At 59.1% G+C, this 23908-nt stretch carries 21 protein-coding genes and 1 pseudogene; 15 read left to right on the forward strand and 7 right to left on the reverse strand.

The window, feature by feature from the left end; translation table 11 throughout:
- Positions 1 to 37: 37 nt before the first annotated feature.
- Entirely contained in the window at positions 38 to 2620 is a 2583-nt protein-coding gene (locus tag MHK09_RS04690) for a hypothetical protein (RefSeq protein WP_250412810.1), read from the forward strand.
- Between the two features lie 10 nt (positions 2621 to 2630).
- The gene (locus tag MHK09_RS04695; protein ID WP_250412811.1) at positions 2631 to 3263 is read left to right on the forward strand and encodes an MOSC domain-containing protein; all 633 of its coding nucleotides are present in this window, start codon (positions 2631 to 2633) and stop codon (positions 3261 to 3263) included.
- A 294-nt stretch (positions 3264 to 3557) separates the two neighbouring features.
- Here the strand turns inward: MHK09_RS04695 and MHK09_RS04700 are convergent, their stop codons facing one another.
- Both MHK09_RS04700 and MHK09_RS04705 read right to left on the reverse strand, forming a co-directional pair.
- Entirely contained in the window at positions 3558 to 4769 is a 1212-nt protein-coding gene (locus MHK09_RS04700) for an MFS transporter (protein ID WP_040425455.1), read from the reverse strand.
- Between the two features lie 262 nt (positions 4770 to 5031).
- Positions 5032 to 6513, reverse strand: a complete 1482-nt coding sequence (locus MHK09_RS04705) for an NAD-dependent succinate-semialdehyde dehydrogenase (protein ID WP_436232102.1) — start codon at positions 6511 to 6513, stop codon at positions 5032 to 5034.
- A 322-nt stretch (positions 6514 to 6835) separates the two neighbouring features.
- On the opposite strand from MHK09_RS04705, the gene MHK09_RS04710 reads away from it, so the two are divergent.
- The 6 genes from MHK09_RS04710 to trpA are packed head-to-tail and all read left to right on the forward strand — an operon-like array spanning position 6836 to position 13525.
- Entirely contained in the window at positions 6836 to 8353 is a 1518-nt protein-coding gene (locus tag MHK09_RS04710) for an anthranilate synthase component 1 (protein ID WP_250412813.1), read from the forward strand.
- Complete coding sequence (locus MHK09_RS04715) at positions 8350 to 8997, forward strand: anthranilate synthase component II (protein ID WP_250412815.1); 648 nt, start codon at positions 8350 to 8352, stop codon at positions 8995 to 8997. The genes MHK09_RS04710 and MHK09_RS04715 overlap by 4 nt, the downstream gene beginning before the upstream one ends.
- A gap of 2 nt (positions 8998 to 8999) precedes the next feature.
- Positions 9000 to 10034: an anthranilate phosphoribosyltransferase gene (gene trpD, locus MHK09_RS04720; protein WP_250412816.1), complete on the forward strand. Its 1035-nt coding sequence runs from the start codon at positions 9000 to 9002 to the stop codon at positions 10032 to 10034.
- The gene (gene trpCF / locus MHK09_RS04725) at positions 10034 to 11440 is read left to right on the forward strand and encodes a bifunctional indole-3-glycerol-phosphate synthase TrpC/phosphoribosylanthranilate isomerase TrpF (RefSeq protein WP_250412818.1); all 1407 of its coding nucleotides are present in this window, start codon (positions 10034 to 10036) and stop codon (positions 11438 to 11440) included. Before trpD ends, trpCF begins: the two co-directional genes overlap by 1 nt.
- A 13-nt stretch (positions 11441 to 11453) precedes the next feature.
- Positions 11454 to 12659 (forward strand): tryptophan synthase subunit beta, encoded by a 1206-nt coding sequence (gene trpB, locus MHK09_RS04730; protein WP_250412820.1) that lies wholly within the window; start codon positions 11454 to 11456, stop codon positions 12657 to 12659.
- A complete protein-coding gene (gene trpA, locus MHK09_RS04735; RefSeq protein ID WP_250412821.1) occupies positions 12659 to 13525 on the forward strand; it encodes a tryptophan synthase subunit alpha in 867 nt (288 codons plus the stop codon). Before trpB ends, trpA begins: the two co-directional genes overlap by 1 nt.
- Positions 13526 to 13590: 65 nt before the next feature.
- Here trpA and MHK09_RS04740 read toward each other — a convergent pair whose 3' ends face one another.
- Positions 13591 to 14802 (reverse strand): dicarboxylate/amino acid:cation symporter, encoded by a 1212-nt coding sequence (locus tag MHK09_RS04740; protein WP_250412822.1) that lies wholly within the window; start codon positions 14800 to 14802, stop codon positions 13591 to 13593.
- Between the two features lie 191 nt (positions 14803 to 14993).
- Between MHK09_RS04740 and MHK09_RS04745 the strand changes: the two genes are divergently transcribed.
- The 5 genes from MHK09_RS04745 to MHK09_RS04765 all read left to right on the forward strand — a co-directional run bounded on the left by MHK09_RS04745 (position 14994) and on the right by MHK09_RS04765 (position 17882).
- On the forward strand, positions 14994 to 15464 hold the full coding sequence (locus MHK09_RS04745; RefSeq protein WP_250412823.1) for an SdpI family protein: 471 nt from the start codon (positions 14994 to 14996) through the stop codon (positions 15462 to 15464).
- A 355-nt stretch (positions 15465 to 15819) separates the two neighbouring features.
- Positions 15820 to 16041: a hypothetical protein gene (locus tag MHK09_RS04750; RefSeq protein ID WP_250412825.1), complete on the forward strand. Its 222-nt coding sequence runs from the start codon at positions 15820 to 15822 to the stop codon at positions 16039 to 16041.
- A gap of 85 nt (positions 16042 to 16126) precedes the next feature.
- Positions 16127 to 16492 (forward strand): Rieske (2Fe-2S) protein, encoded by a 366-nt coding sequence (locus MHK09_RS04755; RefSeq protein WP_250412827.1) that lies wholly within the window; start codon positions 16127 to 16129, stop codon positions 16490 to 16492.
- A 100-nt stretch (positions 16493 to 16592) separates the two neighbouring features.
- Positions 16593 to 17558, forward strand: a complete 966-nt coding sequence (locus MHK09_RS04760; protein ID WP_200435897.1) for a bile acid:sodium symporter family protein — start codon at positions 16593 to 16595, stop codon at positions 17556 to 17558.
- Between the two features lie 15 nt (positions 17559 to 17573).
- Positions 17574 to 17882, forward strand: a complete 309-nt coding sequence (locus MHK09_RS04765) for a hypothetical protein (RefSeq protein WP_005325876.1) — start codon at positions 17574 to 17576, stop codon at positions 17880 to 17882.
- Positions 17883 to 17894: 12 nt separating this feature from the next.
- On the opposite strand, the gene MHK09_RS04770 is transcribed toward MHK09_RS04765, so the two are convergent.
- The 4 genes from MHK09_RS04770 to MHK09_RS04785 are packed head-to-tail and all read right to left on the reverse strand — an operon-like array spanning position 17895 to position 21027.
- Positions 17895 to 18227, reverse strand: coding sequence for a branched-chain amino acid transporter permease (locus tag MHK09_RS04770; protein ID WP_179387112.1), 333 nt, complete (start codon positions 18225 to 18227; stop codon positions 17895 to 17897).
- On the reverse strand, positions 18227 to 18955 hold the full coding sequence (locus MHK09_RS04775; protein WP_005325868.1) for an AzlC family ABC transporter permease: 729 nt from the start codon (positions 18953 to 18955) through the stop codon (positions 18227 to 18229). The genes MHK09_RS04770 and MHK09_RS04775 overlap by 1 nt, the downstream gene beginning before the upstream one ends.
- A 39-nt stretch (positions 18956 to 18994) precedes the next feature.
- The gene (locus MHK09_RS04780; RefSeq protein ID WP_150850467.1) at positions 18995 to 19591 is read right to left on the reverse strand and encodes a YqgE/AlgH family protein; all 597 of its coding nucleotides are present in this window, start codon (positions 19589 to 19591) and stop codon (positions 18995 to 18997) included.
- Complete coding sequence (locus MHK09_RS04785) at positions 19591 to 21027, reverse strand: CCA tRNA nucleotidyltransferase (protein ID WP_250412828.1); 1437 nt, start codon at positions 21025 to 21027, stop codon at positions 19591 to 19593. The genes MHK09_RS04780 and MHK09_RS04785 overlap by 1 nt, the downstream gene beginning before the upstream one ends.
- A 178-nt stretch (positions 21028 to 21205) precedes the next feature.
- Here MHK09_RS04785 and MHK09_RS04790 point away from each other — a divergent pair.
- Positions 21206 to 21709: pseudogene (locus MHK09_RS04790) on the forward strand (NUDIX hydrolase); the annotation flags it as partial.
- The gene (locus MHK09_RS04795) at positions 21709 to 23904 is read left to right on the forward strand and encodes a DUF6049 family protein (protein ID WP_250412830.1); all 2196 of its coding nucleotides are present in this window, start codon (positions 21709 to 21711) and stop codon (positions 23902 to 23904) included. The pseudogene MHK09_RS04790 and the gene MHK09_RS04795, both read left to right, overlap by 1 nt.
- The last annotated feature ends 4 nt before the right edge of the window (positions 23905 to 23908 follow it).

The raw sequence follows: 23908 nt of genomic DNA on the forward strand, positions 1-23908 counted from the left end.
ATGCAGATCTGCATGAAAATGATCTAGGCTGGGGTAAATGAGCCAGGAGAAGTTTCGCAGCCAGCTATCATCTTTTGCAGACGCAGCGGTATTCCAGGGGATCCCGCACCTGCGCCTCTCTCCAGCTACCGACACTTTGGAGCTGTTCCTACCGGCCGTAACCGCAGGTTATGAGCCAGAAGATCCACAGTGGACCGTGACCGCACACCTGCTCGATGGCAGCGAGGACACCCGCAAGTTTTACTATGTGGAGGGCGAGGAACCCGGCTTGTGGATCAGCATGCCACGTGCCTTTAGCCACCTCAGCGTCTCCTTTGAGGAGCACACTGTGGAATTCGCCGGCGTGGCCAATGGCGGCCTGCTGTTGGATTCCACCCATCGCCCAATCGATACCACCACCGCGGTGGCCAAGGGCTCTTATACCTTCATCGCCCCTGCTGGCACGGAGCTCGCCAAGGCCAAGGTCGGCGAGGCCCGTCCCCACGGTGCATGGGAGGGCTGGACTATCGCCCCGGTAGAGGTCAGCCAGTCTTTCACCGTGGAGGTCCCGCGCCAGGAATCCGCAACCATCAAGGTCTCCGGCAGCCCTGATTTTGCTTGGGACATGGCTGTAAAGACGCTACCCAATGCCCATGGCCTGGATGGCGAACTGGTCTATACCCAGTCCCCGCGGGTCATCGCCAATACGGATCTCAGCATGGAGCTGACCTATGTCCCCATTGGTGGGGAAGAGGAGGCCGTGCTGGAGGATGAACTACCGGAGGGCATCCACGAGGTGCTCCCCGCGGATGCCTTCGAGGATCCCTGGGTAGGCCGCTACCGCTTCACCCTGTACAAGGACGAGGAACTGGTGGATATCCAGTACCTCAACTTTGCGGAGTCGCTGCACATGCGTGCCAAGAACGAAGGCCCGCGCGGCACCAACTTCCGCTTTATCGACGCCCTGGGCAACCTTTCGCCGTTTAGCTATGCTTTGGCTTCTGCGCCGGGCAAGGCTATCCAGATGGAAAAGGGCCAGCGCGTCTTTGGCGAAGACGAAAGCGTGCGCGAGGAGACCGTCGGCAGTGAAGCCGGCTATGAGCTGACCTTCCAGGTGGAGCCGGCGACGATTCGCACCCGCGTCAAACGTACCGCCGCCGAGCCCGTGGATTACCTGGATAAGCAGGTCATCCTGGCGGACCAGCTCGATGCCGATGCACTTTTTACCATCCACTCACCGGAGCCACTGCCGCTGGCAAAGTTCGTGGTTATTGATAAAAACCAGAAGATTAGGGACCTTGTCACCGCCAATGGCTCTACGGAGGCCGCCACCAGCCTGTCCGTGCCTAACCGCGCGCTGAAGTCGGCGCTGACGAAGAAGACCTCGCTGGAGCTCTACCTCCTGTGGTCCACGTTGTCCTATGAGGAATACCTCGAAGGACTGCCGGAAAAAGAGCGCGCAGCGCACCAAAAGCGCAGCTTTGAGCGTCGCGTCATGGAATATGAGGCCACCGCGGCCAGCGACCTCATTTATGCCGCCATTGCCACCGTGCGCAAGGCACCGTTGGTCGCCCGCGCAACCATTGAGGACGGCATCCTCATCCCTGAGCAGGCGCATGAGGAGGAGGTAGAACTGCTGGCTTGGGCGTGGCCGCTGGGTAATCCTGCGGGCGAGCCGCAACCGCTGGAGCCCACGGAGGAAGGCTTTGAGCTGCCCGAGGAGCTGCTGGACGCCGGCCACCTCATCGTGGACTTCCGCGAGGATGAGCCGGCCAGCGACTTGGCCGCGCCGCAGTACCCGCCGGCTAGCGCCCTCATCATCTTCCAGGACGGCGAAACCGAAAACACCGAGGGTATGTGGCCCACCTACGCGGCTATGCGCCGCCTCGCGCCCAAGGCCAAGGAAACCTTCGAGGGAATCATCAAGGAGATTGAGGCGGATCCGCTCGCCAGCATGGATGCCCTCATGGCGGCAGATTTTGAGCCGGGGCAGCGCATGCGCGCCTTTGTCCGCACCGGCTTGGTCTCCCGCACCTTCCGCCGCGAGGAGCGCGAGGAGTCGGCCGCCGAGCCTTCCTCACTCTTGGCCGCGCTTGCCGACGCCGCCCATGACTACGTCGAAACCCACGGCTCCGCCTCCCTCGCGCGCGTGCCGTCCACCGGCGTCGACGATGTCACCCGCCCCATGCTGCTGATGAGTGCAACGGGCGAGGCACCTACGCCAGCAACGGACGGCGACCAGCTCTGCGATGATGCCCACCGCATCGCCGCACTGCGCGAGTGCTTTGCCAATGACCTTGCGCTCACCCGCCTGGGCACCATTTCTAACCTGCGTAGCACCGCAATGCAGCTGCGGGTGACGCTGCAACAGCTGGGCGTCGATAAGTCCGTCCTGCATACCCTGCTCGCGCTGGACGCCTTTGGCGATGGCAATTCGGAGCTCGGCGATTCCGCCTGGATGCCGTTTATTTCCTATGTCTTTGCCATCACGGCGCGCGGCGTAGCCAATGGCAAGCTGGCGGACCCTGCTTTCGCCGCCACGCTTGACGACGCCCTCCCACAGCTCGCCGAGGCCGTCTCCCTCGCCCCGCAGCTTTTCTACCGCGATATTCTCACCGCGGAGGCGCTCACGCTCAGCTAGGGTGACAGGCATGCAGGTCGTCTCCACCAATGTCGCCGTCCGCCGGCCGGACCCGAGCGGGCGGCATGAGTTCTCGGGCATCGACAAAAAGCCGCAGGATTTCATCGATTTGGCAGCACCCGGACCCCATTATGGCGATGGTTCCGGCGTGCTCGGCGATATAATTGGCGACACCCAACATCACGGCGGCAACGATAAAGCCGTCTATGCCTACTCCCGTGAGGAACTGGATTACTGGCAATCTGAACTTTCCCGCCCGCTGGCCTCCGGCAGCTTTGGCGAAAATCTCACCACGCAGGGCATCGATCTGTCTGCTCTGCTCATCAATCAGCGCGTGCGCATCGGCACCGCCGTGCTTGAGGTATCCGTGCCCCGCCAACCGTGTGCCACCTTCTCCGGCTGGCTAGGGGAGCGCGGCTGGCTCAAGCGCTGGACCGCGCGCGGCGACTGCGGCACCTACCTGCGCATCATTTCCCCCGGCCGCATTCGCCCCGGCGACGCCATTGAGCTGGATACTCCGCCCAGCCACGGCATCACGATGCGCATGGCCTTTGCCGCCAAGATGGGCGACCGCGCCCTTGCCCGGCGCGTTATCGATGCTGGCTGCCTGCCCGCTCACCAACAGAACTCGCTTCGAACCTAGTTACACAAGCACTCATAGTCCGCCATGTCGAGCTCAGCAATGTCCCGTTGTCGCACCCGCAGTCGATGAGCCCAAACATCCAATAGGGGAATGGGACCGTTAATCAGCACATCCATGCGCAGCGGATGTCGACGCATACTCTACTTCCGGAACCGCAGGCTGTGTCAGCGCCTTTAGCTTACCGGCGAGGCCAGCACACTCTTTTTGCCCGTTGTGCGCGCAAAACAAAAGCACGCCAGCGCTAAGCGCTGGCGTGCTTTTCATGCTGAGTGCGAAGGAGGGGAAGTGGCTGTGTTACTTGCCCGCTTCAAAGCTCAGATGGTGCCCCTTCGCCTTAGGGAAGCGGCCGTGCACAAAGAAGTAGTAGATAGCGGCGATGACCACGAGACCCGCGAGAATGAGATACATCGTGTCAAAGCCAGTTGCCGCAACGATGGGGCCCAAGCCAAACGGGGCCAGGCCAATGCCGAGGTCCATGAGCAGGAACATGGTGGAGATACCGGCGCCCAACTGCGCGGCAGACACCGAGCGCACGGAGATGGCTTGGCAGGCGGGGCTGAGGGTGCCGAAACCCAAGCCGGTGCAGGCGCCCGCGACTACCAGCATGACGTCATTGGTGGGGAAGCCCATGATCAGCAGGGCCACGACAAAGGCGGCCAAGCCGAGGTACATTACGGCATTATCACCCTTATGGTCCTGGATACGGCCCAAGAAGAAGCGCATGATGAGCATCGTGACCGCATAGCCGATAAAGAAGAGCCCTGCGCCGGTGGCCAGGTCTTCCTTGCGGGCGTAGGCGTTGAGGTAGGTCACCACGCCGGAGTAGGCGATGCCGACTAGGAGCATGAATAGACCGATAGGAACCACATTGGGATGCACGGCATTGCGCAGACTAAAGGCCGGCTTTTCGGAGGAAACCTCGGCCGGATAGCGCAGCACCAAGGCCAGGATCAGGGAAACAATATTTGCACCAAGGGCGACAGCAAAAAGCGTGGTGTAGCCGATGTTGTTAGCCAATAACAGGCCGATAGCTGGACCAAACGCGGTTGCCAGGGTAGTACCCAGGGCGAAGTATCCGGTGCCTTCCGCACGGCGTTCGTGTGGGATAACGGACTGCGCCACCGCCATAAGTGCGGTGGAGGTCAAGGCATAGGCCGCGCCGTGCACCATTCGCACGATAATCAAGACCGCAACATTATGCGCAAAAAAGTACGCCACAGCTACAAGTGTGACGAAGGCCAGGGAAGCCAAGGCCGCCTTCTTGTGGCCCACGCGGTCCACGATCCAGCCGGAGAACACGCGCATGCACGTCGCGCCCAGAACAAAGGCACTGGAGGCGAAACCGCCCACGGTATCCGATGCCCCGAAACTCTCTACCGCGTAGAGGGCCATGGTGGTTACGAACAGGTAAAAGACCAAGAACTGACAAAAATTAGCCACCCACGCGAGGACAAACGTAGGCGTAATCAGCGGCGGCTTAGCCGCTGCAGATTCTGTAGGCGTCATATACTCACTCCAAATAACAAAAAGAAAATTCCTTCTCCACGCGCTGGCCATAAGGCCGCGCATCGCAGACGAAGGAAATAGAAATTGAATTATACGGAGAGGCACTATACGCCCCGCAGGCTGCAAAGGTTAATTGAAAAGCTTTCCAGACCCTTATCGACGCCGCCCTCGTACAGGTGGCTACCGGCAATCGCCGTAACTTGAGCCGGGTCGCGAAAAGGGGACCCGGCTGGTTCCCCCGCTTTGTTAAGCGCTCTAACCTCTAGGCACCGGCATAAGGATCACGGATACCCAAGTACTGCACCGAGGTATATTCCTCAATACCTTCGGCGCCGCCTTCGCGTCCTAAACCAGAGTGCTTGACTCCACCGAATGGGGCAGCGGCATTGGAGATGACACCGGCATTGAATCCCATCAAGCCAAACTCGAGGCCGTCGGCAACGCGCCAGAGGCGATCGGAATCCTCCGTATATACATAGGAGGCAAGTCCGTACTCCGTATCGTTCGCAATCTCTAGCGCTTCCGATTCATCCTTGAAGGTAAGGATGGGCGCGACCGGTCCAAAAATTTCTTCCTGAGCCACGCGAGTTTCACGTGAAACATTGCTCAGGATAGTGGGCGCATAGAAGTGGCCCGCGCCCTCGCCGCGGGTGCCACCGGTGACAACGGTCGCGCCCTTGTCCACCGCATCCTCAACCAGGGAGGCGACATTGTCGAGCGCCTTAGCCTCAATCAGCGGACCACACGTCACGCCTTCGTCCATGCCATTGCCGACGACGAGCTTCTCAAACTCTGCTGCCAGCTTCTGCGTAAACTCTTCCGCCACGGACTCGTGCACCACGAAGCGGTTGGCCGCGGTGCAAGCCTCGCCAATATTGCGCATCTTCGCGCCCATGGCTCCCGCAACCGCTTGGTCGATATCCGCATCCTCGAAAACAATGAACGGTGCATTACCGCCTAGCTCCATAGAGGTGCGCAAGACATTATCCGCGGCACCCTTGAGAAGGGTTTTGCCCACTGGAGTAGAACCGGTGAAGGAGAGCTTGCGCAAGCGGGCGTCGGCAAGCAAGGGCCCCGAAATAGCCGAGGCGGAGCTACCGGAGACAACATTGAGCACGCCCTGTGGCAGGCCGGCATCGAGCATGGTTTGCGCGAAGTACTGCGCGGTGAGCGGCGTCAGCTTGGCCGGCTTCAGAACCATGGTGCAGCCCGCTGCAACGGCTGGGGCAACCTTTCGGGTGGCCATGGCGAGGGGGAAGTTCCACGGAGTGATCAACAGGCACGGACCCACGGGCTTGCGGCGGGCAACCATGCGCAAGGTGCCTTCCGGGACAGGGGAGTAGCGGCCATAGTCACGCGTGGCTTCCTCACTAAACCACCGCAAATATTCCGCGCCATAGGTGACCTCACCTTGGGACTCAGCAAAAGGCTTTCCCATTTCAAGGGTCATTAGGGTGGCGAATTCATCGGCGCGCTCGTGTAACAACTCAAAGGCGCGGCGGAGAATATCGGCGCGCTCGCGCGGGGTGGTGCGCGCCCACTCATCTTGTACCGCACAGGCAGCATCGAGGGCAGCCACCGCATCATCAGAATTCGCCGACGACAGCGTGGCGATGGTCGCGCCCGTTGCCGGATTTTCTACGTCAAAGGTCTCGCTGGAAGACGCGTCGCGCCACTGTCCGCCAATCAATAGCTGGGTGGGGACGTTCGCTAGTAGTTCCTTCTGATCGATGCTCATATTCATCACCTTTCTCCATTGCGTGAATGCACCCCACAGTACCGCGAATCGATATTCGGTCTTCTTGGTCCTGCGCCAGGCACGGCAACATAGGGGAGTGGGCGAATATTTTTATCAATTACCTTCCAAGCTATAGAAATATAGGTTAGTATGACCGACATGAAGAAGATGACTACTGCTTGGTGGTGGCGCGCGTAACCCGCGGGCCTTATTCCACCTCCCATTTTTAGGCTCGCATTCTGCGGGCCTTTTGGCGTTTTAGTGCCTCTGCTCGCGGAAGCCCATTATCCGTTTCCCCGTTCCCCACACCCACCGAAAGGGCACTGCAATGCCACACACCGCTACTCGCGATATCTCCTACGGCAGCGATGCGGCCGCAATCTTTGACGCCCTCGCACAACCGCACGACTCTCTATTGCTCGAGAGCGCGGACATTGAGACGAAGAAGAATCTCAATTGCCTCGCCGTACTCAAGGCGGCCCTGAAAGTAACGTGCCACGGCCAGAGGGTCGAGGTACGCGCTCTCACGGAAGCGGGGGAGTCGCTCCTTCCTTCCCTGGAGGAGCGGTTCCACCATCGCTTAGTTTCACGTGAAACTACCACCGCGGCTTTCGAGTTCTCGCTGTCCACACACCCCGACGAGCGGGAGCGGCTTCTTGCCGAATCTACCGCTGATATTCTGCGGTTCCTGCAATTAGAAGCCAACTATTCCTCTCCTTTATTGCCGTTCCTTGGGGGCGGATTCGCTTATGACTACCTCGCTACTTTTGAAGAACTGCCCGAGGTTGAGCCCGGGGCCAACACCTACCCGGACTTTGAATTCTTGGTAGCCCAAACGGTCCTCGCAGTGGACCACCTACAAGGAACTGCACACCTAGAAGGCTGGGACATCGACGACAAGCGCCTGCGGGAAGAGTTGGATTCTCTTGCCTTACTGCCGGTGGCTGCTCGTCCCACGGCGCCGCAAAGGGAAAGGATCCGGGCGGTGGCCGATGTGAATGATGCGGGGTTTCGGGCGGACGTCGACAAGCTTAAAGGCAATATTCACGCCGGCGATATCTACCAAGTAGTGCCCGCGCGCGCCTTCACCGTGGAATGCCCCAACGCCCTGGCTGCCTACCGGGCGCTGCGCGAGACTAACCCCTCGCCCTATATGTTCTACGTCCGCGGTGCCGCCTATGAGCTCTTCGGCGCCTCGCCAGAATCAAATCTCAAATTCACGCCAGAAGATAGGCAGATTCAGCTCTATCCCATCGCCGGAACTCGGCCACGCGGGCTCAACCCGGATGGCAGCATCAACCATGAACTAGATATTCGCAACGAGCTAGAAATGCGTACAGACCAGAAAGAGATTGCGGAGCACACAATGCTGGTGGACTTAGCACGCAATGACCTCGCTCGCGTGGCCGTGCCCCGCAGCCGGCAAGTGGCAGAACTCCTGCACGTTGACCGCTACTCACGGGTCATGCACCTAGTCTCCCGCGTCACGGCGACGCTCCACCCGGACTTCGATGCGCTCGATGCCTACCGCGCGTGCATGAACATGGGAACGCTTACGGGAGCGCCCAAACTTCGCGCCACCGAACTGATACGCCGCACGGAAGGAAAGCGCCGCGGCTCCTATGGCAGGGCGGTGGGATACCTGCGCGGCGATGGAGCCATGGATAACTGCATCGTCATCCGCTCGGCCTACGTCCAGGACGGCACCGCAGTGGTGCAGGCCGGCGCCGGCGTGGTCAAGGATTCAGTGCCGCAAGCCGAGGCCGATGAAACGGTGCATAAGGCCTACGCCGTCCTCCATGCCATCGCCATGGCACACGGAGCCGAATTGGAGGTACAGCGATGAGCTCGCCGCATATTGTCCTTCTGGATAACCACGATTCTTTTGTCTACAACCTCGTCGATGCCCTCGCTGGGTTCGATACCACCGTTTTTCGAAATACCGTAGCGGTGCACGACGTGCTGCGCGCGCAGCCCGACATTATTGTGCTTTCCCCGGGCCCCGGCCATCCACGGGACGCCGGCTGCATGATGGAGCTTATCGACGCCACCCTAGGCACCATCCCGATCCTCGGCGTATGCCTCGGCTTCCAAGCGCTACTCGAGCACCACGGCGGCGCGGTCGAACCGTGCGGGCCCGTACATGGGAAATCCGTCCCGATGACTCTTACCGAGGCCGGGGTTAAGCACCCCGTCTTTCAGGGCCTTGCCACTGATACCGAGCCGGACCAACCGGATCACCTTGGTACGCAAGTTCCGGTGGCGCGCTATCACTCGCTTGGATGCGCGGACCTCCCTCAGGGGATGCGTTGTCTCGCGCGTACGTCCACGGACATCGGAGAGGTAGCCATGGCGGCCGAGACGAATGACGGTAGCGCCCTCGGCTTCCAGTTCCACCCCGAGTCCATCCTCACGCCCCGCGGCCCCCTCATGCTTGAGCGTTGCATCAATCAATTATATACGCACACCACTATGGATACGGAGAACTAAAAATGAACCACCATCCCCTGCGTACCTTGCAAGCCTTCCTGAATAACCCTCAGCCCACCATCGAAGAAGCCATGGAGGTATTTACCCCCTTGGCCGTGGGTGACTACGACGATATTCATATCGCGGCGCTGCTTACCCATATCCGCACCCGCGGCGAGACCTTCGCAGACATTGCCGGCGCGGCCAAAGCTTTCTTGAAAGTGGGTTATCCATTCCCCATCACCGGAGAAGAACTCATGGATTCGGCCGGCACTGGTGGCGATGGCGCGAATACCATCAATATCACTACGGGCGCCTCCCTCGTTGCCGCCGCCGGGGGAGTGAAGATGATCAAGCATGGCAACCGCTCGGTCTCTTCCAAGTCCGGATCGGCCGATGTTCTCGAAGCCCTGAATATTCCACTGGACCTAGACGCCGCCCGAGCAGTGCGCCAATTTAAGGCTTCCAACTTCACCTTCCTATTCGCCCCGGCCTACAACCCAGCAGTCGCCCACGTACAACCGGTGCGCAAGGCGCTAGGTATCCCCACCATCTTCAATACGCTAGGGCCGCTCCTGTCCCCAGGACGCCCGTCACTGCAAGTTATGGGCATCGCCAACCCAGCCCAAGGCCAACTCATCGCGGAAGTCTTCCGAGAGCTCGGCCGGGAGCGCGCCTTGGTGATCCACGGTGCTGGCACGGATGAGATCGCTACCCACGGCACGACGCAGGCCTGGGAGCTCAACGACGGCGAGATTGTCACTTATGAGCTCACCCCAGAAGACCTTGGCATCAAGCGCCACGAGCTGACGGACCTGACCGGAGGCGACGGAGCCGCGAATGCCCGAGCCCTTCGTGCGGTCTTTGCCGGGCGCGGCGAGCCCGCCCATTGCGACGCCATCGCCGCCACCGCTGGCGCCATGTTTTACCTCAACGGGACCAAGGAGACTATCGCGGCGGGGGTCACTCACGCAAAGGAGCTGATCGGCAGCGGAACTGTTGAACAGTGGCTCACCCTTCACGAGAACGCCAACTATGCAGTAGGGGAGGAGAGTTAATGTCGGAGAATACTTTGCCTACGGTGCTCGAGGAGATCGTCGCCCAGCGCCGCACTCACCTGCCCGCACTCCGGGAGCGGCTGTCCCACGTGGACTTGGCTCGCGTGCCACGCTCGGAGCGTTCGCTTGCCGACGCCCTCCGTGGCACCAACCGCTTCATCTTAGAGTGCAAGTCTGCCTCGCCGTCCCTTGGCAGAATTCGCGAGGACTATCGCCCGGGCGATATTGGCCGGATCTACTCTCGCTACGCCTCCGCCATCTCGGTCCTGTGCGAGCCCGATCGGTTTGGCGGCGACTATGACCATTTACAGACTGTCGCGCTATCCACCCATGTGCCGGTGCTGTGCAAAGACTTCATTGTCGATCCCCTCCAGGTCTATGCCGCGCGTTATTACGGCGCCGATGCCATCTTGCTCATGATGTCTATCGTCGACGATGACACCTACGGTGAGCTCAAGGCACTGGCGGACGAACTCGGCCTAGACGTCTTGACGGAAGCCATCACCGAGGACGAAGTCGATCGCGCGGTGGATTTTGGCGTCGATATCATCGGCATCAACAACCGCAATCTCCACGATCTCAGCATTGATTTAGGCCGCACCGAACGCCTAGCCCGCCATGTTCCAGACGGAAAGGCGATAGTTTCCGAATCTGGAATCCGAGATAACGCCACCGTCCGCCGGTTAGGAGCCCACGCGCATGCCTTCCTTGTAGGCTCGCAGCTCACCTCCCAGGACGACATCGATCGGGCGGCGCGCGACCTTGTCTTTGGTGTCAATAAAGTATGTGGCCTTACCACCGCCTCCTCCGCACAATCAGCGCGCGCTGCTGGAGCCCGCTATGGAGGCCTCATCTTCGCACCGGATTCGTCCCGCAGTGTTTCACGTGAAACCGCACAAAGCATCATTTCCGCGGAACCAGAGCTGGAGTACGTAGCCGTGACGCGCTCTACGGATGTGGAAACGCTGCGGAGCATAGCCCAGATCCCCGGCCTCAAAGTTCTCCAGCTTCACGCCCCATTCCAAGGGAGTAGGGAAGCAGAGCTGCAATTCCTTCACGATGTTCGGGGCGTCGCTGACGGCCTTAACCTTTGGCGAGCCATCGACATGAATAACTCTGAATTCGCTGCCTTAACGCCGGACCTAGTGCCAGAGGTAGAGGCCCTCGTCCTCGACTCCGACAGCGGCGGGACAGGAACCACTTTTGAATGGCAGACGATTCCCGATGAAGTGAAGCAGAAATCCCTCCTCGCCGGAGGGCTCCGGCTAGACAACCTCGAAGAGGCACTGTCAATCGGCACGCTGGGACTCGACCTCAACTCAGGCTTGGAGTATGCACCCGGCCGCAAGGACGCCTCATTAATCGCCCAAGCCTTTAGCACCATCCGAAACTACACACACCCATAGAAAGAAGAGAACGATGACAGTTTCACGTGAAACGCTCCTTCCGGCATACTTTGGTGAATTCGGCGGACAGTTCGTCCCCGAATCCCTCATCCCGGCGCTCGACCAACTTGAGGAGGCCTTTGTCGACGCACAAAACGACCCCGCATTTCGCAAAGAGCTAAGCACGCTATTGCGTGATTATCTCGGCCGTCCCACACCAATTACAGAGGCGAAGAACCTCGGGGGTAAAGCGCGCATTTTCCTCAAGCGTGAGGACCTCGTACACGGTGGGGCGCACAAGACGAACCAGGTCCTTGGTCAGGCACTGCTAGCAAAGCGGATGGGGAAGACACGCATTATTGCGGAGACCGGAGCTGGCCAGCACGGCACCGCTACTGCACTTGCTTGCGCATTGCTGGATCTCGAGTGTGTGGTCTACATGGGCGCGAAAGATGTGGCTCGACAACAGCCAAACGTATTCCGTATGGAGCTCATGGGCGCGAAGGTCGTCGCCGTCGACACCGGATCCGGAACTCTCAAGGACGCGGTAAATGAAGCCCTTCGTGATTGGACCGCCACCTTCCATGAATCCCACTATCTCCTCGGTACCGCGGCCGGACCCCATCCATTCCCAACCATCGTCCGAGAGTTCCACAAGGTCATCTCTGAAAAGGCTAAGTCCCAGATGCTTGAGCGCACCGGTGGGCTACCGGATGTAGTCGTGGCTTGCGTCGGCGGCGGCTCCAATGCAATCGGCATGTTCGCAGACTTTATTGAGGAAGAGGAAGTGGAACTCGTGGGCGCCGAACCTGGCGGCGAAGGCCTAGACTCCGGCAAGCACGGTGCCACCATCAACAACGGTACGGTCGGCATCCTCCACGGCGCGCGCAGCTACCTCATGCGCAACGCGGACGGCCAAGTGGAAGAATCCTATTCTATTTCCGCCGAACTCGACTACCCAGGTGTAGGACCACAGCACGCGCACTTACACGCCAGTGGCCGCGCGCACTATGTCGGCATTACTGACGCCGAAGCACTCGAAGCATTCCAGCTTCTTTCCTCTAAGGAAGGCATCATTCCAGCCCTCGAGTCCTCTCACGCGTTGGCCTACGCCTTGAAGCGGAAGGATGAGGACATCAACATTTTGGTCTCCCTATCCGGTCGCGGCGATAAGGATATCGACCACGTTCGCCACACCCTTGAGAACCACCCAGAATTTAAGCTCCAGGAGAAGAACTAATGAGCACCCGATACGAAGACCTATTCCGCTCACTACACAACAGGGGAGAGGGCGCCTTCGTCCCCTTCCTTATGTTGGGCGATCCCACGCCGGAACACACGCTGGCCATCGTGCGAACCGTCGTCGCGGCCGGAGCCGATGCATTGGAGCTCGGCGTTCCATTTTCTGACCCAGTGGCCGACGGCCCCACCATTCAGGCCTCCCACCTTCGCGCGCTCGACGGCGGCGCCACCGTAGACTCCGCCTTAGAACAGGTGCGAGCAATCCGCGCGGAATTTCCCGAGCTCCCCATCGGCATGCTCATCTACGGCAATGTGGCTTTCACTCGCGGTTTCGACCGTTTCTACGCCGAGTTTGCGGAAGCGGGTGCGGACAGCATCTTGCTTCCCGACGTCCCCGTGCGCGAAGGTGCTCCCTTCATCGCCGCAGCAGAAAAGGCCGGTATGGATCCAATCTTTATTGCCCCGGCCCGCGCGACCGCGCACACCCTCGAGGGCGTCGCTCAAAGCTCACGCGGCTATATCTACGCAGTATCGAGAGATGGAGTTACCGGTGCCGAAAAGCAATCAGAAACAATTGGCCTCGAAGAAGTCGTCGCTAACATCAAGAAGTTTGACGGACCTCCGGTACTGCTCGGATTCGGCATTTCCGAGCCTGAACACGTGCGCGATGCCGTAGCCGCTGGGGCAGCGGGGGCCATTACAGGATCCGCAATCACCAAGATTATCGATCGCCACGTTTCACGTGAAACAGACGCGGAAGGCAGGCCAGTGGAAGGAACTCCAGGCCGCATTTCCGACGAGAGAGCATTGCATAAGGAACTCGCCGAGTATGTAACTCGCATGAAGGCAGCGACTCAAGAGTAGTCCTGAAGACGCGAAGAACCCTCCTCAGCTCTCGGCAGCTGAGGAGGGTTCCCTATAAAAAGCCTCTACGCGGTTGCTTCTGCAGATTCCTCTTCGGTGTGGTCCTTCTTGGAGCCCGCGAACTTATCCACGATCATCGCGATAGCGCCGTCGCCAGTAACGTTGGCAGCCGTGCCGACCGAGTCAATGGCGATGTAGGCCGCGATCATCAGCGCCACCATGCCATCGTCAAAGCCCATCATATCCGCCAGTAGTCCAGCTGCGACCATAACCGCGCCGCCAGGCACACCTGGTGCCGCAATCATCATGATTCCCAACAGGAAGATGAAACCAAGGCCGGTGCTCGTACTAATATCCAGGTTCGCCATGTACACAATCGCAAAGGCATAGAGCGTCAGCTTAATCATGGAACCAGAGAGGTGAATGGTCGCACACAGTGGGATAACGAAGCTTGCCACCGGCTTCGAAATGCCATTCTTCAAGGTGGACTCCATAGACACCGGGATGGTGGCGGCAGAAGAAGAGGTTCCCAGTGCGGTGAAATATGCCGGCACCATATTGCGCAATGCCTTGAAAGGATTCTTACCGGTGATGGCACCAGCGATGATGTACTGGAGCACCAGGTAAACCAGAGTCATGACAACCGCCAGGATCAGGACCTTCGCGAAGGCCGAGAGTACTGAGCCCAAATTGCCATTCATGCCCAAGCCTAGGAACATGCCAAAGATATAGAAGGGCAGAATTGGCACTACAAAGCCCCAAATAACCTTGACTACTACGCTCTCCAATTCCTTTGTAACCGCATACAAGGTATCGGACTTCACTGTAGTCATCGCTACGCCGATGCAGAATGACAACAAGAGAGCCGTCATAACCTCAAAAGGCGGAGCCATTTCCACCTCGAAGTACGGAGTGAGTACCCCCTCATCAATATCGGAGACATTTGTAATCAGATCCTGACCACTGAGCATGGTGGGGTAGAGCCAGTGCGCAAGTACGTAGGCAAGAAGACCCGCAACAATCGTTGAGCCGTAGGCAATACCTGCAGTAACACCCAGCCATTTTCCGGCCCCTCGTCCCAGACCAGCAATCGACGGGGCGATAAGCGCGAAGATGAGGACCGGAATAAAGAAATTGAGGAAGTTACTAAAGAGTCCATTGAAGGTGGCGAATACGCGGCCAAACCATTCTGGCGCGAATTGGCTCACCACCACGCCAAGGATGATGGCGACGATGATGCGGAACAACAGAGATTCCGAGAGTTTCTTGAAATTCATGTACTTACAATCAAATCGGGTGTTTCGCGCCTTGGTAAAAGTTCCAGAGTGAAACAGCGCGGTACAGAGGCAACGGCCGCTTCAATATCTATCGATCGACCTTAAAGGCATACTACCCGACTGGAGGCATAGTCAAAACACTCACCCCAGCGACGATTTTCATCTTGGCGCTACAAGGTTAAACTAAGTACATGATCGCTGTGGGAATCATCTTTTTAATCCTCGCCGTCTTCCTCATCATCGTGGGAGCCTTGGCCTCAACCAAGCGCCTACCTGGAAATAGCTATATCGGCTTGCGCCTGCAGGAGATTCGCAAATCCCGCGAAGCATGGGACAATGCCCATCGCATTGCCGGGCCATTCTGGATGCTGAGTGGCGTCTGCTTAGTCTTCGGCGGCATCGTCGCGCTCCGCGCTGAGGGCTGGATGTGGCTCATCCCGGTTCTTACTTTTGTGGCCGCTGTACTAGCCCTCTCCATCGGTTCCAACCTCGGCTCACGTGCCGCGTTCCTCTACGAACAAGCACACGCAGACGAGGACGGTTGCGGAGACTCCTGTAATTGTGGTTCCGACGGTTGCGGTGGGGAAGAGGCCGCCGCAGCACCCGCCCCTCAGGTTGATGTCGACGCGCTCCGTCACGCCGCTCGCGAATCCGATAGGTGACCAAGCACTGCTGCGCAATCTTCCCCTTCTGGAAAAGAATCACATTTCATCCAGAAGGGGAATTTTTGTAGCCATCGTATTCGTGCCAAACTATCGCCGAGCACTTTTCAGAAGTCACAGTGACGTTATTAATCCGGATAGTTGCTTACCTATTTTTAGTAACTGTCGATATTTTAATCCGAGTCACTGTCTGGAATTAATCACTTCCTGGAATTAACCTATACTTGACTTACTCTATAGTTGAGTTACTGCACTAGCGCGATTCCTGCGAGAGAGGATAGAGGTTACGTAAAGCTGCCATGGAACCCTGGCAGGCAAGAGCACAACCAACCCCCTAAAGGGCAGAATATAGTCCATGAAGAAAAGTACCGCCATAGCGGCCATCGCCGCTTCAACTTTTGTTATCGGCGCTTACGCTGAGCAAGACCATAAGGTAACGACGTCCGTAGCAGAAGCACACGAACAGCAATCTGCACAGAGCATCGTAGATGATTTAGGCTTCGAGTCTGGCACCTATGAACTTGTCACTACTTCCGAGGGCTCTCCGGAGACTTGGGAAGGACTCCTAGCTAACTAACTACAGTGTTTCACGTGAAACTTTGATTTCAACCGAGCGAACGGGAACGGCACAACACGCAAGACCGACAGGCTAGAGTAGAAGCATGATCAAGTGCTCCCGTCGAATGTTCTTGCTTGGATCCGCCACCACATTTGCAGGCGCCTACGCCGCGGCCTGTGGCTCCTCTCCATCCGCAGAAATTGCGGCTACCGAGATTCCAATTGGCTCCGCGAAGATTGTTGATGGCGTGATCTTCACCCAGCCCAAGGAAGGCGAGTTTAAGGCCTACTCCCAAACCTGTCCCCACCAGCACAATCCAATCACCGAGATCGATGGCATGACGGCCACCTGCACGGCGCACAACACCTCCTACAATCTCAGCGACGGAAGCGTGATATCCGGCCCGGGGCGCGATCCATTGGAAGAATACGAAGTTAAACAAGACGGTTCTAACGTCACCACGGCCTAAAGAGTATTTCCGGTGTAGTTTCACGTGAAACTACACGGGTTGTGTTTCTCGGCCCGAGTATCTGCAGCATGTGAAGACGAATCGGGTTTAAACTCTTAGCATGCTGCAGCGTTTGAAGAAGCCCGACCCGCTAATTGTCCTGATTATCCTGGCGGTCATCATTGCGATAATCGCACCAGCCCGCGGGAACTTTGCCGACATATTCGGCCAATTAACAAACGTGGCCATCGCGCTACTCTTCTTTTTGTATGGCGCGAGGCTTTCCACTCAAGAAGCTCTCAACGGACTAAAACACTGGCGGCTACACCTCACAATTCTCGCTTTCACCTTTGTGGTTTACCCGCTTATAGGCATAGCTCTGCGCCCACTCACCGCTGTCATATCGCACGACATGTACCTGGGCATCTTATTCCTCACGCTGGTTCCATCCACGGTGCAGTCATCGGTTGCCTTCACCTCAATCGCGAAGGGAAACGTGGCGGGCGCAATCGTATCGGCTTCTGCCTCAAACTTAGTGGGAGTGATCATCACTCCATTGCTCGTCATGTTCCTCATGGGAACTGGGGGAGGAGTTCACATCGATACGTCAGTATTCGGCGAAATCGCCCTTCTATTGTTAGCGCCATTTGTTTTAGGTCAGCTTACTCGGCGCTGGGTAGGCAAGGTTGCACAAAGCAAGGCCACTAAAGTCGTGGACCGCGGCTCAATCGCGATGGTGGTGTATTCCGCTTTTTCCAAGGGCGTTGTGGACGGAATTTGGTCCTCTATTTCTCTGTGGGACCTGGCGTTCCTAGTTGTCTTCGCCGCGATCTTCGTCGCCTTCATGCTGTGGCTCACCAGAAAGGCAAGCCAAAAGATGGGATTCAACCGCGCCGATACCATCGCAATCGAGTTCTGCGGATCGAAAAAGTCATTAGCCACGGGGCTACCCATGGCCTCGGTCATCTTTGCTTCTGGCGGCGCATCCCTTGGCCTACTAATCCTCCCGTTGATGATTTACCACCAGGTTCAGCTGATGATGTGCTCATGGCTAGCGGCCCGTTACGCGCAGCACCCCGGCACGTAACTACACTTAAGTGCCATGACGAATTACCTTTACGTACGAACCGAACTGAATGTGCCCGGAGTGGGCTCAGCGATCCACATGGCAGAAATGGAAGAGCGCGACGCGAGCAGCTGCCGCATGGTGCGCATGATTGCACTGGATCCCTCGGATGCCATCGTCGGGGTAGCAACACCGAGTAGTTCCACGGGAAACGTAGATCAGCCGCAAGAGGTTGTCCCTCACCCGGATACCTATGATGATTTTCCGGACATCAGCGCGCAGTACGTGGACCAGTCTCGGTTCGACGCCCTGTGGTCCGAAGCCACCGCCAAGTTCGGCCTATAAGAATCACAAGGGCTACAAGACTACGTTGACGAGGAGCATATAGAAGGCGGTTCCGCCGAAGATGGACAGCGCAGACTCCCGCTTCCACAGATGCAGCAGGAAAGTGACCACCACTCCGAGGAGAGCCGCCCAGATGCCACCGGGGGCGCTGGACTGCCCGTGGACGGTATACACCACCAAGATGGTCATCACTCCGACAGGCATCATCATGCCGAGCAAGGAAAAGAACTGACTATCCTTCATCCATTTCACAAAGGAGAAAGGAAGTTGGCGTAGTACAACGGTAATGAGGCCGACGGGAACTAGGACGGCCGCGATGGAAGCAAGGGTGATTCCAGCGGGCATTAGTACTCCTCACGGAATCTCTTAACGTCGCCTCGTCTACGCAAGGTAAAAGCCGCATCGACGCGTGGGGATAGGTACCGAATAATGAGCAGGATGAAGTAGGCGCTCAGGGCCACCATGAGGAGTTGTCCAGGGGCGAAGGCGGCCGCGAGGATCCCCACCATCGCCGCGCTTAGGGGTAAAGAAAGGTCCTGGTTATTGCGGAAGGAATCCATAGCCAGCACGACGAACAGCGCCACTAGGGCGAATTCCATGCCCTGCACGGTAGAGGGAATGACCTGGCCGGCGAGAGCACCGACAATGCCACCGCCTACCCACAGGGCCTGACAAAAAATTTGGATGGTGAGGATCCGGGCCCCGGTCGGACGGTCATCGGTGGGGAGGGAGGAGACGATGGCATAGGTTTCGTCGGTAAGCGCGTAGGTGGAATAAGCCCTGCCTAGGCGCGAGCGAATGCGGTGGCGGGGAAAGGTGAGGCCATAGAAAATATGGCGGAAGTTCACCATGAAACCGGTGACTAGAGAAGCCACGGCTGTGGCGCCGCCGGTGACCATGGAAATGGCGAGGAACTCCATCGAGCCGGCGTAAATGACGATGGAGAAAATAGGCGTCCACCACCAACTGAAGCCAGATTGGACCATGAGCAGGCCGAAGGCTAGGCCGAGGGGAATAAGGCCGATGGCGGCGGCCCAGGTATCCCGCAAGCCTTGTGCAATATCCTCACGCATGCGGGCTAGTGTAGCCCACTGCCTGCAGCTCGATAGGAATTAATTGTCTTCCACGTTGACAGGATAGGTGGAGTACAACGGCAACGGCATGGGTTGGCGCTTCATAACATCGGACCAGAGGTCGGCCGGGCCCGGCGTAATAACGTCTTGGGCCAGGGCAGGGGAGACGAACCATTCGCCGGCCTCGATTTCCTCCTCCAACTGGCCCGGGCCCCACTCGGCATAGCCGGCAAACATGCGCATGCCTGAGACCAAGGGCTCAATCTCTTCTGGGTCGGCACGTAGATCCACATGCGCGAGGCGCGGGGCGAGGCGGGTGAGTCGGTCGTGCTTGTCCGGATCGACGCCCTGGTTGGTCTGCGCGAGTCCTACGACGGATTGCTGATTGAGCGGGCCGCCGATGTACAGCGCCTGCGGCTTGGCCACAACGGGAAGCCATTCTGGCAGCACATTGAAAATCGCCACCTCGGAGCGCTTGGTCAGATCCACGCCGAAGGTCATCATGTCATTGTGCTCAATGACGAGAATGACGGAACGGGCGAATTCCGGCGAAAGCATGCCCGGAGCGGCGATGAGCAGCTGGCCGGGGGCGGGGTCATTGCGCTCGAGGGCGTTGAATAATCTATCGGCAAACATCACTGTTTAGAATCCCACCACTCGCGCAACTTCGCAATCGCGTCCTCGCGCTCGAGGGGTCCATGCTCGAGGCGCAGCTCCTTGAGATAGGACCACGCCTGGCCCACCTCAGGGCCGGGCTGGAGTCCTAAGATCTCCATGATCTCGTTGCCGTCGAGGTCTGGACGCACGCGCGCCAGGTCCTCCTTGCGGCCGATCTCTTCGATGCGCTCTTCCAGCTGATCGTAGGTGCGCTGGAGGCGGCGGGCCTTCTTGGCATTGCGGGTGGTGCAATCGGCGCGCACCAGCTTGTGCAGGCGGGGGAGAAGATCGCCGGCGTCGGTGACATAGCGGCGCACGGCGGAATCGGTCCATTGATTTTCCCCAAACCCGTGGAAGCGCATATGCAGATAGACCAGCTGACCGATGGACTCCGTGGTGGCCTTCGGGTACTTCAACTTGCGCAGGCGCTTGCGGGCGAGCTTGGCGCCCACCACCTCGTGGTGGTGGAAGGAGACCTTGCCATCGGTGTTATCAAAGGTATCCGGCTTGCCAATATCGTGCAGCAGCGCCGCCCAGCGCAGGACGAGGTCTGGACCATCTTCTTCCTGGTCCATGGCCTGGCTCAGCACCTTGAGCGAGTGGGCATAGACGTCCTTGTGCTGCGCGTGTTCGTCCGCGGTCATGCGTAGCGCGGGGATCTCGGGGAAGATATAGTCCGCGATTCCCGTAGATACCAGTAGATCAATGCCATCCCACGGGGCGGTGCCGCAGATGAGCTTATCCAGCTCCACCTGCACGCGCTCCACGGTAATGCGCTGGATTTCGCCAGCCATATCCCGCATGGCCTCCACAACACGATCGGCCACGCGGAATTCCAGCTGGGAGGCAAAACGAGCCGCACGCAGCATGCGGAGCGGATCATCGTGGAAGGAGATCTCCGGCTTATCCGGGGTATCGAGCACCCGGTCAGCTATGTCTTGGAGGCCGTGGAGGGGATCGTGGAACTTAAAGGAGGCGTCGGCAAGCAGCTCAATTGCCATCGCATTGGCCTTGAAGTCGCGCCGCACTAGGTCGCCTTCCAAGGTGTCACCGTAAACCACCTCAGGATTGCGGGACTGGCCGTCATAAGAATCGGAGCGGAAGGTAGTGATCTCAATCTGCTGGCCCTTGTAGGCCGCGGAGACGGTACCGAAGTCTATGCCGGTATCCCACACGGTTTCGGCCCACTCATCGAGGATCTCCTTGACCACCTCGGGGCGGGCCGGGGTAGTAAAGTCCAGGTCATTTCCCAAGCGGCCCAAAAGCGCATCGCGCACAGAGCCGCCCACGAGGTAGAGCGAGTAGCCGCGCGCGGCAAATTTCTCCACCAGTCCGCCCAGCAGGTTGCTGAGGGAGGAGACGGTGGATTCCGCGCGGGCAAGAACGCCGATTAGCTGAGTGTCCTGAAAATTCACGGGTGAGAGTCTACTACGATTGGCAGGGATGACTAACCAAGAACAGGGCCCCTCCAAGGGAGGCGGCCGCAACCGCAACCGGTCTCGGCGCAGGCGGCGCCGCCGGCCGGATAATCGCGCGCGCCGCACCACCCAGCAGCGCAAGCCCTACCGCGGTGGCAATGGCCAATCCACGGCCATGGAAACCCGCGATGAAACCTCCGCGGGTGGCCTCGTTGTCTCCGGCTTGGCGGAGTGCGTCGATGCCAATGGCAACGTCGACCTTTCCCGGCTCTATGTGGCGCTCATCGGCCGCCTCGACCGCCGCGGGCGCCTGCTGTGGTCCATGCCTAAGGGCCACGTGGAAAATGGCGAGGCCAAGGAGGTCACCGCTGAACGCGAGGTATGGGAAGAAACCGGCATTTCTGGTGAGGTTTTTGCGGACCTCGGCATGATTGATTACTGGTTCGTCTCTGATGGGGTGCGCATCCATAAGACCGTGCACCACCACCTGCTGCGTTTTGTAGACGGCATTATGAACGATGAGGATCCAGAGGTCACTGAGGTCTCGTGGATCCCCGTCTCCGAACTCATCGAGCACTTGGCCTACGCCGATGAGCGCAAGCTGGCGCGCATCGCGCATGATCTCCTTCCCGATCTCGCACGAAAGGAAGCCGCGGCGGGGAAAGTGACGCCACGGTAATGCGCCTACGCCTGAAGTCTTGGGCCGCCGTGGGCGGCTGCATGGCGGTAGCGGGGTGGGGCTTGTGCCTGCCGCTACCAGAAGCCGCCGCGCAGATGGACGCGGCCGCCGAAAAGCAGCAGGATATCCAGGCATGGTTGGGCGCGCGCGGGCCGGAGCGGGCCAACCTTGATCTCCTTGCGGCCGAGCCCTTTACCGTGGGCAAAGACCTCAAACTGACCTTCCGGCTGCACAATCCCACCGATGAAGCCATGGAGGATCTCCAGCTCACGAGCCGCCGCGGCGATGCCGTGGAGGACACCGCGCAGGCCCGCACGCAGCTGGCCACGGGCGAATTCCCGTATTACGGTCCCAGCACTACCACCGCGCCCCTGCAGCCGGGCGAATCCCGGGAGGTCACCTTCCAGGTTCCCACCTCCCTGCACGGCGAGCAGACCCTGGCCATCGAAGAGCCTGGCTCCTATCCGCTGCTGTTTACCCTCACCGGCACCGTAGGCGGCGAGGCGGTCAGCTTTGCGGAGGAACGCCTTGTTGGCCAGATAAAGGGGAAGGAGCAGGCGCTTGGCGATGCCCCCTCGGATCCCACACCCCACGATCTCACCGTGGTCTATCCCATCAGCGCCGATATCGACTCGGTACCAGGCGGCGCTGGGGGAGAGGACCTTATCCTCTCCTCTGATGAGCTGGCCGGTGAGCTGGCGGAGGGTGGCCGGCTCGATCGCTTGGTCAGCACGTATGCCAACCATGATCTGCGCGGGGCAGGCTGCGTAGCCATCGATCCCGCCCTCTTGGATACGGTCAACCGCATGGCGGAGGGCTATAAGGTAGGTTCGGCCCGCCCACCTCAAGCCGAGCGCCCTAAGCGCCTGCGCGATTCGTGGTTCACTAACGAGGACGATGTGCACCTCGAACCCGGCACTGGGAAAGAGGATGCTGCCCGCTGGCTCAAGCGACTGCGCGAGCTCGATTGCTTTATGTCTATGCCGTGGGCGAATGCCAATGCTTCCTCCGTGGCCAAGGCGAATAATCCCTTCCTTACCTACGAGGGACTGCAACGCGGCAATCACACCATCGAGCGAATTCTCGGTGCCAAGCCGGCCACCACCGTGCTCGCGGTCGGCTCCGGCTATGTGGACCAGCAGCTTCCCCTGCCCGCATTGGTGGCGGATAATACTTCGTGGCCTGGCCGCGCCGTGACTTTCGACGCCTCCCTGGGCGCCCTCCTCGCCCAAACCGGTTCCAAACCACAGACGGTGGGCTATTCCAACCCAGAGCTGCGCTACGATTACTCGCTCGATTCCGATCTTTCTCGTGCCATCACCGGCGGCGCCGCACTGAGCTTGGCCGCGAGCGATGACACCGTGGCACGCTTGCCCAATTACTTGGATCCCAGCGCGGCCGAGTACGCACTCGACTCTGCCGAGGCACTCATCGCTTCCGGTAAGTCCCATCCGCGCACCGTCGGCAGCCTGAAGCAGGAGACCGCGGAGCCCGGTTCACTGCCCGGCAGCCCCTTTAGCGATCCCGCCGCCTTTGCCGAATCCGATATCGTCCGCGTGGAGCAGCAGGCCCGCTATACCGATGAGCTGATGAATATCATGGTCGATGATCCAGATATCGCGCTCACTCGCTATGAATTCGTCCTGCCTTTGCGCCGGGATCTGCTCGCCGCCCTCTCGCTGACCAACCGCGATAGCTTGGGAAGCAATGCTGAGGCGCAGCGCCGGTTCACTCATACGATGGATGTGCATTCCGATACGCTGCGGGACCTGCGTTCTTCTGTGGCGCTTATCCCACCGGGCAATGTCTATACCCGCGTATCTGAGTCATCGCCGCTGCTCATCGTGGCAGAAAATGGCCTGCCACTACCGGTGGAGGCCAAGCTGCAATACGATGCCCCCGATGGCGCGCGCCTCAACACACCCAAGAGCGTCCGTATTCCGGCCAAGGGCTCTATTACTGTATCCATGACCGCCGATATGCCTAAGGACGCCGATCGCACGGACATTGGCTTGTGGCTTGCTACCCCGGAAAAGCAAACCATCTCCGAGCCCATCAATATCGCTGTGCAGACGCGTGCCGGTATCGTAAGCGTGTATGGCGTCGGCATAGCCGGCGCCCTTGCGCTGGTCTTAGCCACGCTCTTCCGGCTAGGCCGCCATCGGCGCAAAAAATCACAAAGGCTTAAAAAGTAAGTTG

Source organism: Corynebacterium tuberculostearicum, assembly GCF_022347235.1.
Lineage (GTDB): Bacteria > Actinomycetota > Actinomycetes > Mycobacteriales > Mycobacteriaceae > Corynebacterium > Corynebacterium tuberculostearicum_F.

What these genes read in the sequence shown, in the direction of transcription:
- MHK09_RS04690 (WP_250412810.1), top strand. Translation starts at nt 38, where the DNA reads ATGAGCCAGGAGAAGTTTCGCAGCCAGCTATCATCTTTTGCAGACGCA.
- MHK09_RS04775 (WP_005325868.1), bottom strand. Translation starts at nt 18,955, where the DNA reads ATGCGTGAGGATATTGCACAAGGCTTGCGGGATACCTGGGCCGCCGCC.
- MHK09_RS04770 (WP_179387112.1), bottom strand. Translation starts at nt 18,227, where the DNA reads ATGCCCGCTGGAATCACCCTTGCTTCCATCGCGGCCGTCCTAGTTCCC.
- MHK09_RS04705 (WP_436232102.1), bottom strand. Translation starts at nt 6,513, where the DNA reads ATGAATATGAGCATCGATCAGAAGGAACTACTAGCGAACGTCCCCACC.
- trpA (WP_250412821.1), top strand. Translation starts at nt 12,659, where the DNA reads ATGAGCACCCGATACGAAGACCTATTCCGCTCACTACACAACAGGGGA.
- trpB (WP_250412820.1), top strand. Translation starts at nt 11,454, where the DNA reads ATGACAGTTTCACGTGAAACGCTCCTTCCGGCATACTTTGGTGAATTC.
- trpCF (WP_250412818.1), top strand. Translation starts at nt 10,034, where the DNA reads ATGTCGGAGAATACTTTGCCTACGGTGCTCGAGGAGATCGTCGCCCAG.
- MHK09_RS04780 (WP_150850467.1), bottom strand. Translation starts at nt 19,591, where the DNA reads ATGTTTGCCGATAGATTATTCAACGCCCTCGAGCGCAATGACCCCGCC.
- MHK09_RS04755 (WP_250412827.1), top strand. Translation starts at nt 16,127, where the DNA reads ATGATCAAGTGCTCCCGTCGAATGTTCTTGCTTGGATCCGCCACCACA.
- MHK09_RS04715 (WP_250412815.1), top strand. Translation starts at nt 8,350, where the DNA reads ATGAGCTCGCCGCATATTGTCCTTCTGGATAACCACGATTCTTTTGTC.
- MHK09_RS04745 (WP_250412823.1), top strand. Translation starts at nt 14,994, where the DNA reads ATGATCGCTGTGGGAATCATCTTTTTAATCCTCGCCGTCTTCCTCATC.
- trpD (WP_250412816.1), top strand. Translation starts at nt 9,000, where the DNA reads ATGAACCACCATCCCCTGCGTACCTTGCAAGCCTTCCTGAATAACCCT.
- MHK09_RS04795 (WP_250412830.1), top strand. Translation starts at nt 21,709, where the DNA reads ATGCGCCTACGCCTGAAGTCTTGGGCCGCCGTGGGCGGCTGCATGGCG.
- MHK09_RS04695 (WP_250412811.1), top strand. Translation starts at nt 2,631, where the DNA reads ATGCAGGTCGTCTCCACCAATGTCGCCGTCCGCCGGCCGGACCCGAGC.
- MHK09_RS04700 (WP_040425455.1), bottom strand. Translation starts at nt 4,769, where the DNA reads ATGACGCCTACAGAATCTGCAGCGGCTAAGCCGCCGCTGATTACGCCT.
- MHK09_RS04760 (WP_200435897.1), top strand. Translation starts at nt 16,593, where the DNA reads ATGCTGCAGCGTTTGAAGAAGCCCGACCCGCTAATTGTCCTGATTATC.
- MHK09_RS04765 (WP_005325876.1), top strand. Translation starts at nt 17,574, where the DNA reads ATGACGAATTACCTTTACGTACGAACCGAACTGAATGTGCCCGGAGTG.
- MHK09_RS04740 (WP_250412822.1), bottom strand. Translation starts at nt 14,802, where the DNA reads ATGAATTTCAAGAAACTCTCGGAATCTCTGTTGTTCCGCATCATCGTC.
- MHK09_RS04750 (WP_250412825.1), top strand. Translation starts at nt 15,820, where the DNA reads ATGAAGAAAAGTACCGCCATAGCGGCCATCGCCGCTTCAACTTTTGTT.
- MHK09_RS04710 (WP_250412813.1), top strand. Translation starts at nt 6,836, where the DNA reads ATGCCACACACCGCTACTCGCGATATCTCCTACGGCAGCGATGCGGCC.